The sequence below is a fragment of the Chitinimonas viridis genome (genome assembly GCF_030409555.1).
GTDB classification, from domain to species: Bacteria; Pseudomonadota; Gammaproteobacteria; order Burkholderiales; family Chitinimonadaceae; genus Chitinimonas; species Chitinimonas viridis.
This window is the reverse complement of sequence record NZ_JAUFPU010000005.1, coordinates 99704-113836: the sequence shown is the minus strand read 5'-3', so window position 1 is coordinate 113836 and position 14133 is coordinate 99704. Positions and strand designations below refer to the sequence as shown.

Sequence of the window (14133 nt, the reverse complement as noted above, 5' to 3'; positions counted from 1 at the left end):
CGGAGCAAGCGAATCATGTCATTCCGAACTACTACTACCGGCACTCTCTACTTGGGCTGAGTCGGCTTTCGGAAATTCGTTTGTTCAAAAGAAAAGTGCGACTTAGGTCGCACTTTTTTTTCGTCCTTACTCTACGCATATGCATCGTCAACTGGCTGAAAGGCCAACCGGCAACCTCAACCGCAAAGGTGAATGAAATGCCCATCGTTACGCTTCCCGACGGCTCGCAACGTAGTTTCGATCAGGCAGTGCGCGTCGCTGACGTCGCCGCCAGCATAGGCGCCGGCCTGGCCCGTGCAGCGCTGGCCGGCAAGGTGGACGGCAAACTGGTCGATACCTCCTACTTGATCGATCGCGATGTGCAACTGGCCATCATCACCGAGAAGGATGCCGAGGGGCTGGAAGTGATACGCCACTCTACGGCGCACTTGCTGGCGTTTGCCGTGAAGGAGCTGTTTCCGGATGCCCAGGTGACCATAGGTCCGGTCATCGAGCATGGTTTCTTCTATGACTTCAGCTACAAGCGTGCCTTTACGCCTGAGGATCTCGAGGCCATAGAAAAGAAGATGGGTGAACTGGCCAAGCGTGATATCCCGGTGGAGCGCTACGAGCTGAGCCGCGACGATGCGGTGGCCTACTTCAAGAGCATAGGCGAGCACTACAAGGCGGAGATCATCGAGAGCATTCCGGCCAACGAGGCGCTGTCGCTGTATCGCGAGGGCGAGTTCACCGACTTGTGCCGTGGCCCGCATGTGCCGTCCACGGGCAAGCTCAAGGTGTTCAAGCTGATGAAGCTGGCGGGCGCCTACTGGCGCGGCGACAGCCGTAACGAGATGTTGCAGCGTGTCTATGGCACGGCCTGGGCCAAGAAGGAAGATCTGGAGCAGTACCTGCACATGCTGGAAGAGGCCGAGAAGCGCGACCACCGCAAGCTGGGCAAGCAGCTGGACCTGTTCCATATGCAGGACGAGGCGCCTGGCATGGTGTTCTGGCATCCGAAGGGCTGGAGTCTGTGGCAATCGGTCGAGCAGTACATGCGCAAGCGTCTGTCGGTTGCGGGCTACCAGGAAGTGCGCACGCCCATGGTGATGGACAGGGTGCTGTGGGAGAAGTCTGGTCACTGGGAAAACTATCGCGAGAATATGTTCACCACGGAGTCGGAAAAGCGCGACTACGCAGTGAAGCCCATGAACTGCCCGGCCCATGTGCAGATCTTTAACAGCGGCCTGCGCTCGTACCGCGACCTGCCCATGCGCCTGGCTGAGTTTGGCGCCTGCCACCGTAACGAGCCGTCTGGTGCCTTGCACGGCATACTGCGGGTGCGTGGCTTTGTGCAGGATGATGCGCATATCTTCTGCACCGAAGAGCAGATCGTGGAGGAGTCGCGCGCGTTCAATGAGCTGGCGATGTCGGTCTACCGCGACTTCGGCTTTGACAATGTGGCGGTCAAGCTGAGCCTGCGGCCGGAGAAGCGTGCCGGCACGGATGAGACCTGGGATAAGGCTGAGAATGGCCTGCGGGATGCCTTGCGGGCCTGCGGCGTGGCGTGGGAGGAACTGCCGGGCGAGGGGGCCTTCTATGGCCCCAAGGTGGAGTACCACATCAAGGATGCGCTGGGCCGATCCTGGCAGTGCGGCACCCTGCAGCTGGACTTTGTGCTGCCGGAGCGCCTGGATGCCGAGTATGTCAGCTCGGAAGAAAGTGCCCGCAAGCGGCCGGTGATGTTGCACCGTGCCATACTCGGTTCGCTGGAGCGTTTCCTCGGTATTCTTATCGAGAACCATGCTGGTGCGTTCCCGCTTTGGCTGGCGCCAACCCAGGCGGTGGTCATGAGTATCAGCGAACACCAGGCCGATTATGCGGCTGAAATTACGGCAAGCCTCAAAAAACAGGGATTTAGAGTCGAGTCGGACTTGAGAAGTGACAAGATAGGCTTTAAAATACGCGAACATAGCTTGCAGAAGCTACCTTATCAGGTGGTCGTTGGGGATAAGGAAAAAGCTGCTGGATTAGTTGCCGTGCGTTCCCGCGGTGGTGAAGATCTGGGTCAGATGACGCTGGCGGCGCTGGTTGAGCGCTGGAATGCGGAGATGATCAAGGTCTGAGTCCGACGGTCCCGTTGAAATACGGGGCCGTTTCGTTCGGGTCGCGCGGTTTTCGTTTTTTACTTGGGAGTAAGCGCTATCGCTCAGGATAAAGAGCCGCGGATCAATGGTGAAATCACCGCCCGCGAAGTGCGTCTGAACGACGAGGAAGGCGAGCAGCTCGGTATTGTGAGCCTTGCCGAAGCATTGCGTATGGCAGAAGAGCGCGAGGTTGATCTGGTTGAGATCGCCCCGAATGCTGTTCCGCCTGTCTGTCGCTTGATGGACTACGGCAAGTTCAAGTACCGCGAGAGCAAGAAGCGCCATGAGCAAAAGCTCAAGGTCAAGCAGGTACAGATCAAGGAAGTGAAGTTCCGTCCGGGTACCGACGAGAACGACTACCAGGTCAAGCTGCGCAATGTAACGCGCTTCCTGGAAGAGGGTGACAAGGCCAAGATCACCCTGCGCTTCCGCGGTCGCGAGATGGCCCACCAAGAGATCGGCATGGCGCAGCTCAAGCGCATTGAAACCGATCTGGGTGAGCTGGCTTTGGTGGAGCAGTTCCCCAAGCTGGAAGGCCGTCAGATGATCATGATGCTGGCGCCCAAGAAGAAGGTCTGACCTTTCTTTCTTTGGCAGGATAAAGGGTGGCAACAAGCCCTGCCCGGGTGTGAATCCGGGTGCCTTGTTGTAATAACCGTGGTGTTGGGTATTAAGTGCGTGCAAGCGCCGCCCTGTGCCAAATCTAACTAAGGCAAAAACGGAGTACGTCATGCCGAAGATGAAGACCAAATCGAGCGCCAAGAAGCGTTTGAAGGTGTTGGGTAATGGGGGCGTCAAGCGCTCCAAGGCGTTCAAGCGCCACATCCTGACCAAGAAGACCACCAAGAACAAGCGCCAACTGCGCGGCACGACCATGGTCCACCCGACCAATATGGCTTCCGTGCGCGCCATGTTGCCGTACGCTTAATCTTCTCGGGAAAGGAATAAACCATGCCTCGCGTCAAACGTGGTGTAACAGCCCGCGCTCGCCATAAGAAAGTCCTCGCTCTCGCCAAGGGCTATCGTGGTCGTCGTAAGAACGTCTATCGCATCGCCAAACAGGCGGTGATGAAGGCCGGTCAATACGCCTACCGTGACCGCCGTCAGCGGAAGCGTCAATTCCGTCAGCTGTGGATCGCCCGTATCAACGCCGCATCGCGTGAATTGGGTCTGAGCTACAGCAAGTTCATGAACGGCCTGAAGCGCGCTTCGATCAATGTTGATCGTAAGGTGCTGGCCGATCTCGCCGTGTTCGACAAGGCCGCGTTTGCGCACATTGTTGCGCAAGCCAAGGCTAGCCTCGCGGCCTGAGCTACCGGTAGCTGAAAAAGGGAGGCGAAAGCCTCCCTTTTTTTGTCGCCCCACTCGCCATGGGTTTTCGCCTAGAGAATCCATCGCCAGTGATGAGGAGCGATGCAAGATGGACAATGTTCAAGCGATAGTCGATGAAGGTCTGGCCGCCCTGGCGGCCACCCACGATCCAGTCGAGCTGGAGAACGTGAAGGCGCGCTACCTGGGTAAATCCGGGGCGCTGACCGACCTGCTCAAGCAGCTGGCTGCGCTGCCGCCAGAAGAGAAGCGGGCACAGGGCGCGGTGATCAACCAGGCCAAGACGGCTTTTGAGCAGGCGCTGAACGGCCGCCGCGAAGCCATGGCAGCCGAGAAGCTGGCGCAACAGCTGGCCGCCGAGGCGCTGGATGTGACCCTGCCTGGGCGTGGTCAGTTGGCGGGTGGCCTGCATCCGGTGACCCTGGTCAAGGAGCGCATCGTTGCACTGTTCCAGTCCATGGGCTTTGAGGTGGCTGACGGCCCCGAGATCGAGGACGACTGGCATAACTTCGAGGCGCTGAATACGCCCAAGGGCCATCCTGCCCGTTCCATGCAGGATACCTTCTACGTGGAAGGCGGCCGTGATGGCGAGCCGCTGGTATTGCGTACCCACACCAGCCCCATCCAGGTTCGCTATATGCAGAACCACCAGCCGCCCATCAAGATCGTGGCCCCTGGCCGTGTCTACCGGGTGGATTCGGACGCAACCCATTCTCCTATGTTCCATCAGATGGAAGGTTTGTGGGTCGCCGAAGGCGTCAGCTTTGCCGACCTCAAGGCAACGCTGATCGACTTCCTGCGTCGCTTCTTCGAGCGCGATGACCTGCAGGTACGGTTCCGTCCTTCGTTCTTCCCCTTCACCGAAACCTCGGCCGAGGTGGATGTGCTGGGCGAGCGCGGCTGGCTGGAAGTCGGTGGCTGCGGCATGGTGCATCCCAATGTACTGCGCAATGTGGGCATAGACCCAGAGCAATACACCGGTTTCGCTTTCGGTATCGGTCTGGATCGTTTTGCCATGCTGTATTACGGCGTCAACGACCTGCGCCTGTTCTTCGATAACGATCTGACCTTCCTGAACCAGTTCCGCTAAGCCGACTGGGCCAGCCCATCTGTGGGCTGGCGGCAATGCATACGGGGCCGTGCCGGCCCCAACCGACAAGATACTGAGGGATCAAGCCATGAAATTCTCTGAATCCTGGCTGCGCGAGCTGGTTAACCCCGCGCTGGATAATGCCCAACTGGCCGAACTGCTCACCATGGCCGGCCTGGAAGTGGAAGAAAACGACGCCGCCGCACCGGCTTTTGACAAGGTGGTGGTGGCGCAGGTGCTGGAAGTGCGCAAGCACGAGAATGCCGAAAAGCTCAACGTCTGCAAGGTAGACTCGGGGCAGGGCGGCGAGCCGCTGCAGATAGTTTGCGGTGCACCCAATGTCGCCGTGGGGGTGAAGGTGCCCTGCGCGCTGGTGGGCGCCAGCCTGCCCGGCGATTTCAAGATCAAGGAAGCCAAGCTGCGTGGCGTGGAGAGCTTTGGCATGCTGTGCTCGGCCCGCGAGCTGGGCGTCAGCGAGGAGAGCGATGGCTTGCTGCTGTTGCCCGCCGATGCGCCGGTAGGCCAGTCTTTCCGCCAGTACTTCGATCTGGACGACCGCATCCTCACGCTCAAGCTCACCCCCAATCGTGCTGATTGCCTGAGCCTGAGCGGGATAGCCCGTGAAGTAGCTGCGCTGACCGGCAGCAGCTACCAGGCTGTTACCATCAAGCCAGTCGCCCCGGTGCTGGACGACAAGCGCGGCGTGAAGCTGGATGCCGCCACGGCTTGCCCGCGCTATGCCGGCCGCGTGATAAGCGGGGTGAATGCTGCCGCAGCGACGCCGGACTGGATGAAGCGCAAGCTGGAGCGCAGCGGCCTGCGTTCCATCTCGGCCCTGGTTGATATTACCAACTACATTCTGCTGGAACTGGGCCAGCCCATGCATGCCTTCGATAACGCCAAGCTGCAGGGCGATATCGTGGTGCGCTTCGCCCAAGCGGGCGAGCAGCTTGAGCTGCTCAATGGCAAGCAACTGACGCTGGAGCCTGACATGCTGGTGATTGCCGATGGCAATGGCCCGGTTGCACTGGCAGGCATCATGGGCGGCATGCCCACCTCGGTACAGGTGGGCGAGACCCAGGATGTGTTCCTGGAATCGGCCTTCTTTGCGCCGGAAATCATTGCTGGCAAGGGCCGTCGCCTGGGTTTCAGCTCGGATTCCAGCCACCGCTATGAGCGCGGCGTGGACTTTGGCAACTGCCGCAATGCCTTGGAGCGTGCCACTGAGCTGGTATTGGCCATTTGCGGTGGACAGCCGGGCGGCGTGACCGAGGCCTTGGCTGCCCTGCCAGCACGCCCGGCAGTGACCCTGCGGGTCGCGCGGGTGGCACGGGTGCTGGGGGTAACGGTGGCCGCTGATGAGATCGTGGCTATGCTGCAAAAGCTGGGCTTGGCGGTGGTGCGCGATGGCGAGACGCTGGCAGTGACACCACCCAGCTACCGCTTCGATATCAATATCGAGGAAGACCTGATCGAGGAAGTGGCCCGCATGTACGGCTACGACCAGATACCCACTCGCCCACCAGTATCCGGCCAGGCCATGCTCAAGCAGGATGGCAAGCTGCGTCCGTCCTTGCTGGTTAAGCAGGCGCTGGCCGCACGCGATTACCAAGAGGTGGTGAGCTACGCCTTTGTAGAAGAGAAATGGGAGGCGGACTTCGCTGCCAACCTGCAGCCGGTGCGCCTGCTCAACCCGATTGCCAGCCAGATGAGCGTGATGCGCTCTACCTTGATAGGCGGTCTGGTCAGCACCCTGGTGGCCAATCTCAACCGCAAGCACGAGCGTGTGCGCCTGTTCGAGGTAGCCCGGGTGTTCCATGGTGTGGAGGCGACCCAGCAGCCAGAGAAGGTAGCGGGCCTGGCTCATGGGCCGCGTTTGGCCGAGCAGTGGGGCAGCAAGGCGGCCAGGGTGGATTTCTATGATGTGAAGGCCGATGTGGAGGCACTGCTGGCACCGCGCGTGGCGCGCTTCGAGCGGGCCGAGCATCCAGCCTTCCACCCCGGTCGTTGTGCCCAGATCGTGCTGGATGGCGCCATCATTGGCGTGCTGGGCGAACTCCATCCTAGGTGGGTGCAAAGCTACGATCTGAATGCCGCTCCGGTGCTGTTCGAGTTGGACCTGGGGGCGCTGACCGGCCGTGACCTGATACGGTCGCAGCCGATTTCCAAGTTCCAGCCGGTGCGCCGTGACCTGGCTTTTGTGGTGGATGACGCAGTGCAGTACCAGCAGGTGCTGGATGCCATGGCGAGCGTCAAGCAGCCCTATGTCACTGCCATAGAAGGCTTCGATGTCTATCGTGGTGCCGGGGTGCCGGAAGGGAAAAAGAGCCTTGCATTCAAGGTGATATTGCAAGATACTCAGAAAACGCTTTCGGACGCGGACATCGATTCCGCCGTCTCCCAGCTCGTCGCCGCGCTGCAACAACACGTCCAAGCCCAGCTCCGAAGCTAGGTTTTCGCGACGAAATCCGCATCAAAAATCATGACATTGACACTGACTAAAGCCGAACTCGCCGACCTGCTATTTGACAAGGTTGGCTTGAACAAACGTGAAGCCAAAGACATGGTGGAAGCCTTCTTCGAAGAGATCCGCCAGTCGCTTGAATCCGGGGAGAGTGTGAAGCTGTCCGGTTTTGGTAATTTTCAGCTGCGTGACAAGCCGCAGCGCCCTGGCCGCAACCCTAAAACGGGCGAAGAGATACCCATCTCGGCCCGCCGCGTGGTGACGTTCCACGCCAGCCAAAAACTGAAGGGCATGGTGGAAGACAACTATGCAGACGGAAAGCTCGTTACCGAGAGCTGAGCTGCCGCCCATCCCCGCCAAGCGCTACTTCACCATAGGTGAAGTCAGCGAGTTGTGCGGGGTGAAGCCACATGTGCTGCGTTACTGGGAGCAGGAATTCACCCAGTTGCGGCCGGTGAAGCGGCGCGGCAATCGGCGGTACTACCAGCACCATGAGGTGCTGTTGGTTCGTCGCATCCGTACCTTGCTGTATGAAGAAGGATTCACCATCAGCGGGGCACGCAATCGCCTGGAGCATCAGGCGCTGGATGCGGCGGAACACGGAGAAACCAGCTTGGCTGCGGCCCTCGAACACGAGGCCGAAGCCGAGACGGCCGCAGCGGCCTCCTTGGCCCGGCTGCGGCATGACTTGGAAGATTTGCGAGATTTTCTTGCAAACTAGCTTGCCAGAGGGAAAAAGACCGGTATAATTCGGCCTCCTTCGAGTCGGAGCGTGGCGCAGCCTGGTAGCGCACTTGCATGGGGTGCAAGGGGTCGGAGGTTCGAATCCTCTCGCTCCGACCAGTAATACCAAAGGGCTTACAAGCAACAGCTTGTAAGCCCTTTTCGTTTTGTTGCTTGACTGGCAGGGTTTCCAGGGAGAGGGCTGATCCCCGGCCCTGGGCGGGGTGCCGGAGGTGTGCCGCATTGGCGCCCAGGGGGCCGCCAGTTGTCGCCTGCCTGGCTCAGATATCCTCCAGCAGATCTCCAAATACTGCGGCTTCTCCCTCGCGCCGGTTCTTGCCCGGTGCGTCGTACAGCGCCAGCCAGCTGGGCCGGCGGGCGAGGTTCATGGGAACGGCGCAGAACGCCTCGGCACGGTTGCAGCCACGGCCATGGGGCAGGGTGGCGCAGGTCTCGAACTCGCTCCAGAACACCGCCGCCTCCTGGTTGCTGCTCAGGTGCTTGCGGGCATCTTTCCAGCGATAGAGCCGTATCTCGCCATCCAGCACCATGGTGGGGCCGGCCAGCAGGTAAAGGTCGTCGCCTGCCAGATGCAGGTCGCGTATGCCCAGCCCTTCTAGATCCAGAAAATGCTTGCGCAGCAAGGGTGCGTCCTCGCCCAGCGGAGCCAGGCACAGTTGGTCGCCGTCAGCCACGATACGCAGCTCCAGCAGCCCTGCCCAGCCACGCAATACAGGGCCGCGCAGGCCCAGCAGCAGCCTGTCGCCCAGCACGGCCAACCCTTCGATGTCGAAGCCATTGTCTTTGCCGGGCAGGTGCAGATAGGGGCCGTAGTGTGGGTCGCACGCCAGTGCATCGGTTAGCTGGTTGTCGCGGGCATTGCCCCCCAGGCGGGCGGCCTGGCGACCATCCAGGGTGGTGCGCTGCAGTGTGGGGCGGCCCTTGCTGTCTTCGGCCAGCGGCAGCCTTGCCAGCAGGCGGCGGTTGCCATCCAGGCTCAGCTTGGCCAGGCGGCGCGCATTGTCGACATGGCTGCGACCCTGCTTGGGGCTCTTGCGCTTGAGGCCGTGCGAACCCACCACCCACAGATAGCCGCCTGCCAGTGCCATGCCTTCCAGGTCGGCTTCTTCGTCTGGCTCGCCAGGCAGGTCCAGCAGGTCGGCCAGCCTGAAGCTGGTGGACTGGCCAAAGCGCAGTGTCTCGGCACCTTGCCGTGGCAGCAGTTGCAATCGCTCTACCGCACAGGATTCATCACCTGCCACCCATAGCCACTCGCCCGTGAAAACGGCGCCAGAAAGGTTGTCGTGGGCCATGGCCTGGGCGGAGAATTCCAGCCTGACGGCCTTGGGGTGTAGGGTGTAGCTCATGCTGCATTCCGTTTACAGGGTTGACGCGGGGGATATCCAAGCGTATCACGCAGCCGACCCTCCCGGATTTGTCAGGCCATGCCCCTAGAGCTCCTACCCTTTGCCGAACGCTTGACCCGCTGGCAGCGCAACCACGGTCGCCATGATCTGCCCTGGCAGGTGGCCGACCCCTATCGGGTCTGGCTGTCCGAGATCATGCTGCAACAGACACAGGTTGCGACGGTGATTCCCTATTACCAGCGCTTTACCGAGTCCTTCCCTGACGTAGTTAGCCTGGCAGCGGCACCCCTGGATGAGGTGCTGGCCCATTGGGCCGGGTTGGGCTACTACACCCGCGCGCGCAATCTGCATGCAGCGGCCGGCAAGGTGATGAGTGCGTTTGCCGGTAGCTTCCCGGCCACGGCGGCAGAGATGGAGATGCTGCCCGGCGTGGGGCGTTCCACCGCAGCGGCCATTGCCGGATTTTGCTTTGCCGAGCGCAGTCCCATACTCGATGGCAACGTCAAACGGGTACTCACCCGCTGGGCAGGCGTGGCGGGATTTCCTGGCGAGAGGAAGGTGGAGCAGCAGCTATGGGCCCTGGCCGAGGCGCTGCTGCCGGAGCAGGCCGCAGATATGCCGGCCTATACCCAGGGCATGATGGACCTGGGCGCGACCCTCTGCACCCGTAGCAAACCACGCTGTCAGGCCTGCCCTTTGCGGGAGGACTGCCGCGCACATATCGAGGGGCGCCAGGCGGAGTTGCCCACCCGCAAGCCGCGCAAGGCCATACCCGAGCGCCAGACTGTCATGCTGTTGCTGGAACATGAAGGGCGTTTGCTGCTGGAGCGGCGCCCGCCTACCGGTATCTGGGGCGGTTTGTGGAGTCTGCCGGAAGCGGCCTCGGCGGCCGAGGCGCAGTTGCTGTGCCGGCAGCGTTTCGGCCTGGATGTGGAACTGGCCGAGACGCTACCCGCTCTGGTGCATACCTTTACCCACTTCCGCCTGACCATTACCCCGCTGCGCTTACGGGTGACGGGCGGGCAGCACAGGGTGGCCGATGCTGATCTGGCGTGGTTGCGGCGTAGCGAGGCACTGAAGGCCGGTATCCCTACGCCGGTACGCAAGTTGTTACAGGCCAAGGCCAGGCCGCAGGGGGAATTGTTTGAGCAGTGACAGCCTGTTCACGAATTTTTCACCCCGGTGAAAAATCATGAATAGACTCTTAGCGCCCGTCGTTCAGGCAGTGCGGGCCGAATGGATGCTACCGGCTTCGGCACTGTTGCGTACTAGGCGTTCTGGCCGGCTACCCAGCCCGATGACCAGGCCCATTGGAAATTATAGCCGCCCAGCCAGCCCGTTACGTCCACCACCTCGCCTACAAAGAACAGGCCCGGCACCTTGCGCGCCATCATGGTCTTGGACGAGAGTGCGTCGGTATCCACGCCGCCCCGTGTCACTTCGGCCTTCTTGTAGCCCTCGCTACCGCTGGGCTTGACCCGCCAGCCATGCAGATGGCTGGCCAGCAGTGCCAGCTCGGCCGGGGTGTACTGCTTCATGGGCTTGATGGCCACATGGGCGGCACAGAAGGCCTGGGCAAAGCGCTTGGGCAGCCAGTCGGCCAGGATATTGGGCAGCAGGGCATCGGAGCGCTTGGCGTCCTCGAACAACTGGGTGACGTCACGGCCTGGCAGCAGGTCCAGGGTGATTTCCCGGCCGGGTGTCCAGTACGATGAAATCTGCAAGATGGCAGGCCCCGATACCCCTCGATGGGTAAACAGCACGTTCTCGCGGAAATGCGGACCCTCGCCACCGTGGGCGTCGCAATCCAGTGATACCCCGGCCAACTCACCATACAGATCCTTGGGTTCGAAGGTGAGTGGCACCAGGCCTGCAGCCAGCGGCGTGATGGGCAGGTCAAACTGCTTGGCGATCTCGTAGCCCAGGCCGGTAGCACCGATGGGGGGGATGGATAGCCCGCCTGAGGCGATGACCAGGCTCTGGCAGCGCCAGGTTTCGCGGCTGGTCTCCACCAGGAAGCCGGTATCGGTCTGGCTGACGCCGAGAACCTGGGTACCCATGCGCCATTCGATACCCACCAGGTCGCACTCGCTCTTCAGCAGGTTGATGATGTCCTGGGCAGAGTGGTCGCAAAACAGTTGGCCGAGTTTCTTCTCATGCCAGTCTATGCCGTAGCGGTTGACCAGGTCGATGAAATCCTGCTGGCTGTATTGGGCCAGTGCCGATTTGCAGTAGTGGGGATTTCGCGACAGATAGCGGTCGGGCGCACAGTGAATATTGGTGAAATTACAACGCCCACCGCCCGAGATACGAATCTTCTCGGCCAAGCGCTCGCTATGGTCGACCAGCGCAACACCGCGTCCACGCTGGCTTGCGCTGGCTGCTGCCATCATGCCGGCAGCACCTGCGCCGATGACGATCACGTCTATGTCTAGGATAGGCATCTAGTGTAATAACTCTGAAATGTCTTATAGTGGCGGCGGAATGCCTTGGAAGCGAGTAAGCACGCGGCTTGTGGCCAGGAGCCCGGCACGCGTCACCGCTACCTGACAAGCGCTTGACCAAGCGTTACTGCCGTTACACCCGAATTCTAAAGCACACCGGGCAATTACCCTGCATTTCCCCTTGAGGAGTGGCGGGGTTCTGTGCCCTTGATATCACACCCGGAGAGAGAAAAATCCCATGAAGCGCTTTGGCCTTGCACGCACCCTGATCACATCCGCTCTGGTAGCCGCTGCCTTTGCCCCGGCAGCCCAGGCGGCAGGCAACTACTCCAACATCTATTTCTTTGGCGACAGCCTGACCGATACCGGCGCTTACTTTGGCCTGCCTGGCGTGCCGCAGAACAATCGCTGGACCACCCGCAAGCCGGATGGCTCGGTCAACGACCTGTATGCCGACATCCTGGCGCGCCACTACGGTTTCACCCTGAAGTCTGTACTGGCGATCGACCTGGGGCAGGGCAAGGTCACGGCCGGCGGCAACAACTTCGCCGAAGGCGGTGGTGTGGTGCTGCCTGGCAGCCTGGCTGCCAATGATCCGGTGCAAACCAAATTGGTGCCCAACCAGATTGGTGCCCATCTGGCCAGCAACACCGGCAAGGCTGATCCTAATGCGCTGTACATGGTCTGGGTAGGAAATAACGACCTGGCTGCTGCCCTGGCTAACCCGGCTACCGCTAGCACCAATGGTGCCCTGGCTGCTGAAGCCGTGGTGGCGCAGGTACAGCGTCTCAAGGCAGCGGGCGCCAAGCACATCATCGTCGGCAATGCCGTGGATATCAGCCGCACCCCCAAACTGACCAGCCAAGTCTACGGCCAGGTGACAGCAGGCGTGGCCAGCGCGCTGTACGGCGGCGTCAACAATGCCACTACCGCCAACACCATCGCTGGTGGCTTGGCACAGCAAATGGGCCAGGGTAGCAATGCTGCACTGATAGGCTTGATGAGCGGTGCCATCCAGGCTGCCAATGGCCAGGCTACTACCCTGACAGGTATGCAGACTGCCGGCGCAGGTGCGGTCAAGACCACCCTGAATGGCAGCAGCACCACGCTGGCGACCTATGCTGTGGCGGCTACCAATGCCGAGAATGCCATTGCCACCAGCTACGCCACCACGGCAGTGAATGCCGCTGTGGACGCACTGGTCGGTGCCGGTTTGATCAACGCCACAGCGGCCGCGCAGCTGCGTGCAGCGGCCCCTGCGGCAGTGGCCGCCAATCTGGTTGCTCCTATCCAGGGTAAGGTGGGTTCCACCGCCTCGGCAGCGCTGGCCTCGGCCAATTCGCTGGCAGGCAGCGTGTTCAACAACACCCTGAATGCTGGCCTGGGCAAGGTGGGTGACGTTGTCGCCATCGATGCCTACCGCATGATGACTGAAGTGCTGGCCAACCCCACAGCCTTCGGCTACAGCAATGTCACGGGTACGGCTTGCGCCGATGCCAGCAATTGCGTCCAAGGCGCGGCCGGCTTTACCCCGGGTGCCGAGAACTTCTTCTTTGCCGATGGCTTCCACCCCACGCCCAAGACGCATGCCCTGCTGGCGCAGGTGCTGATGTCCACACTGGATGCGCCTTACTACGCTGCCCAACTGGCACATACCCAGCCCATTGCCCGCAATGCGGCACAAGCCGTGCTGGATGAGCGTGTGGGCCAAGCTCGTTCGGTTGGGGTGCTCGACACCTTTGCCCGTATTACCCGCTTGAGCAATGACCATGATGCCAACAGCCTGGGCATGCAGAGCAACGGCCGCAATGCCGCGCTGACTGCAGGCCTGGATTACCAGTTCAATGCAGGTACCTCGATCGGTATGGCCTTTACCCAGGCCAACAGCGATACCGATTTCGGCAACAAGGCCGGTGGTTTCGATACCAACACCCGCCTGCTGACTGGCTTTGTCCGCTACGAAAGCGGCCCCATCAGCGTGGCTGCCGATGCCTCCTTCGGCTCGGCCCGTTTCCGCGAGATCCGCCGCAACATCCAGCTGGGCACCCTGAGCCGTACCGAAAAGGGTGACACCACAGGTAGCCAGGCTGCATTGCGCGTAGTGGGTGGCTATCAGCTGTCGCTGGGCGATTACAGCGTCACGCCCACGCTGAGCCTGGCCGTCAGCGAGACCAGCGTCGGTGGTTATGCCGAAAAGTGCGGTGACATTGCCAATGCGACGTCCTGCAGCACCTCCATGCGCTATGACAAGCAGCGCATCGATTCCATGCTGCTGGGCGCTGGGGTCAAGTTGAACGCCGACTGGGGCACTTTCAAGCCCTATGCCTCGGTGATGGCTTATAGCGAAGGCAAGGACGAAGACCGTACCGTGCGCGCGGCCCAGATCGGCCAGCAAGCCAGCTTCGCCACTGAGGTCTACACGCCGGACACCAGCTATGCGGTGATCAACGTCGGTACTTCGGCTAGCTTGAGCAAGACGGTGAATGCCTACTTCAGCTATAGCTACACGGCTGGCTTGAGCGATGAGAAGCGCTCTGCAATGTCTGTGGGCCTGCAAGCTGCTTTCTAAGCTTGTCTCTGCGGCAACAAA

12 protein-coding genes and 1 tRNA gene are annotated in these 14133 nt (G+C 61.1%); 11 read left to right on the top strand and 2 right to left on the bottom strand.

Going from position 1 to position 14133, the window contains the following annotated elements:
- The first annotated feature begins 197 nt into the window (after window positions 1-197).
- The 9 genes from thrS (at window position 198) to QWZ03_RS07400 (ending at window position 7852) form a co-directional block, all read left to right on the top strand.
- Window positions 198-2105, top strand: a complete 1908-nt coding sequence (gene thrS / locus QWZ03_RS07440; protein ID WP_290332141.1) for a threonine--tRNA ligase — start codon at window positions 198-200, stop codon at window positions 2103-2105.
- A 63-nt stretch (window positions 2106-2168) separates the two neighbouring features.
- Entirely contained in the window at window positions 2169-2705 is a 537-nt protein-coding gene (infC, locus tag QWZ03_RS07435; RefSeq protein WP_284194684.1) for a translation initiation factor IF-3, read from the top strand.
- 151 nt (window positions 2706-2856) lie between these two features.
- A complete protein-coding gene (gene rpmI / locus QWZ03_RS07430; protein ID WP_072429375.1) occupies window positions 2857-3054 on the top strand; it encodes a 50S ribosomal protein L35 in 198 nt (65 codons plus the stop codon).
- 23 nt (window positions 3055-3077) lie between these two features.
- The gene (gene rplT, locus QWZ03_RS07425) at window positions 3078-3437 is read left to right on the top strand and encodes a 50S ribosomal protein L20 (protein ID WP_284194683.1); all 360 of its coding nucleotides are present in this window, start codon (window positions 3078-3080) and stop codon (window positions 3435-3437) included.
- 109 nt (window positions 3438-3546) lie between these two features.
- Window positions 3547-4545, top strand: coding sequence for a phenylalanine--tRNA ligase subunit alpha (gene pheS, locus QWZ03_RS07420; RefSeq protein ID WP_284194682.1), 999 nt, complete (start codon window positions 3547-3549; stop codon window positions 4543-4545).
- 88 nt (window positions 4546-4633) lie between these two features.
- Complete coding sequence (gene pheT, locus QWZ03_RS07415; RefSeq protein WP_290332140.1) at window positions 4634-6997, top strand: phenylalanine--tRNA ligase subunit beta; 2364 nt, start codon at window positions 4634-4636, stop codon at window positions 6995-6997.
- 36 nt (window positions 6998-7033) lie between these two features.
- Window positions 7034-7348, top strand: a complete 315-nt coding sequence (locus tag QWZ03_RS07410) for an integration host factor subunit alpha (RefSeq protein ID WP_308446991.1) — start codon at window positions 7034-7036, stop codon at window positions 7346-7348.
- Complete coding sequence (locus QWZ03_RS07405; RefSeq protein WP_284194679.1) at window positions 7317-7730, top strand: MerR family transcriptional regulator; 414 nt, start codon at window positions 7317-7319, stop codon at window positions 7728-7730. The genes QWZ03_RS07410 and QWZ03_RS07405 overlap by 32 nt, the downstream gene beginning before the upstream one ends.
- A 45-nt stretch (window positions 7731-7775) precedes the next feature.
- Window positions 7776-7852 (top strand) — tRNA-Pro (locus QWZ03_RS07400).
- Window positions 7853-8013: 161 nt separating this feature from the next.
- On the opposite strand, the gene QWZ03_RS07395 is transcribed toward QWZ03_RS07400, so the two are convergent.
- The gene (locus QWZ03_RS07395; protein WP_290332139.1) at window positions 8014-9099 is read right to left on the bottom strand and encodes a DUF3616 domain-containing protein; all 1086 of its coding nucleotides are present in this window, start codon (window positions 9097-9099) and stop codon (window positions 8014-8016) included.
- Between the two features lie 78 nt (window positions 9100-9177).
- On the opposite strand from QWZ03_RS07395, the gene mutY reads away from it, so the two are divergent.
- On the top strand, window positions 9178-10254 hold the full coding sequence (mutY, locus tag QWZ03_RS07390) for an A/G-specific adenine glycosylase (protein ID WP_290332138.1): 1077 nt from the start codon (window positions 9178-9180) through the stop codon (window positions 10252-10254).
- A 113-nt stretch (window positions 10255-10367) separates the two neighbouring features.
- Here mutY and QWZ03_RS07385 read toward each other — a convergent pair whose 3' ends face one another.
- Window positions 10368-11543, bottom strand: coding sequence for a BaiN/RdsA family NAD(P)/FAD-dependent oxidoreductase (locus QWZ03_RS07385; protein ID WP_290332137.1), 1176 nt, complete (start codon window positions 11541-11543; stop codon window positions 10368-10370).
- A gap of 238 nt (window positions 11544-11781) precedes the next feature.
- Between QWZ03_RS07385 and QWZ03_RS07380 the strand changes: the two genes are divergently transcribed.
- Complete coding sequence (locus QWZ03_RS07380; RefSeq protein ID WP_290332136.1) at window positions 11782-14112, top strand: autotransporter domain-containing protein; 2331 nt, start codon at window positions 11782-11784, stop codon at window positions 14110-14112.
- Window positions 14113-14133 lie beyond the last annotated feature (21 nt).

Coding starts and splice junctions, on each gene's coding strand:
- rpmI (WP_072429375.1), top strand. CDS start 2,857: ATGCCGAAGATGAAGACCAAATCGAGCGCCAAGAAGCGTTTGAAGGTG.
- QWZ03_RS07405 (WP_284194679.1), top strand. CDS start 7,317: ATGCAGACGGAAAGCTCGTTACCGAGAGCTGAGCTGCCGCCCATCCCC.
- pheS (WP_284194682.1), top strand. CDS start 3,547: ATGGACAATGTTCAAGCGATAGTCGATGAAGGTCTGGCCGCCCTGGCG.
- pheT (WP_290332140.1), top strand. CDS start 4,634: ATGAAATTCTCTGAATCCTGGCTGCGCGAGCTGGTTAACCCCGCGCTG.
- QWZ03_RS07380 (WP_290332136.1), top strand. CDS start 11,782: ATGAAGCGCTTTGGCCTTGCACGCACCCTGATCACATCCGCTCTGGTA.
- mutY (WP_290332138.1), top strand. CDS start 9,178: ATGCCCCTAGAGCTCCTACCCTTTGCCGAACGCTTGACCCGCTGGCAG.
- rplT (WP_284194683.1), top strand. CDS start 3,078: ATGCCTCGCGTCAAACGTGGTGTAACAGCCCGCGCTCGCCATAAGAAA.
- QWZ03_RS07385 (WP_290332137.1), bottom strand. CDS start 11,543: ATGCCTATCCTAGACATAGACGTGATCGTCATCGGCGCAGGTGCTGCC.
- QWZ03_RS07395 (WP_290332139.1), bottom strand. CDS start 9,099: ATGAGCTACACCCTACACCCCAAGGCCGTCAGGCTGGAATTCTCCGCC.
- thrS (WP_290332141.1), top strand. CDS start 198: ATGCCCATCGTTACGCTTCCCGACGGCTCGCAACGTAGTTTCGATCAG.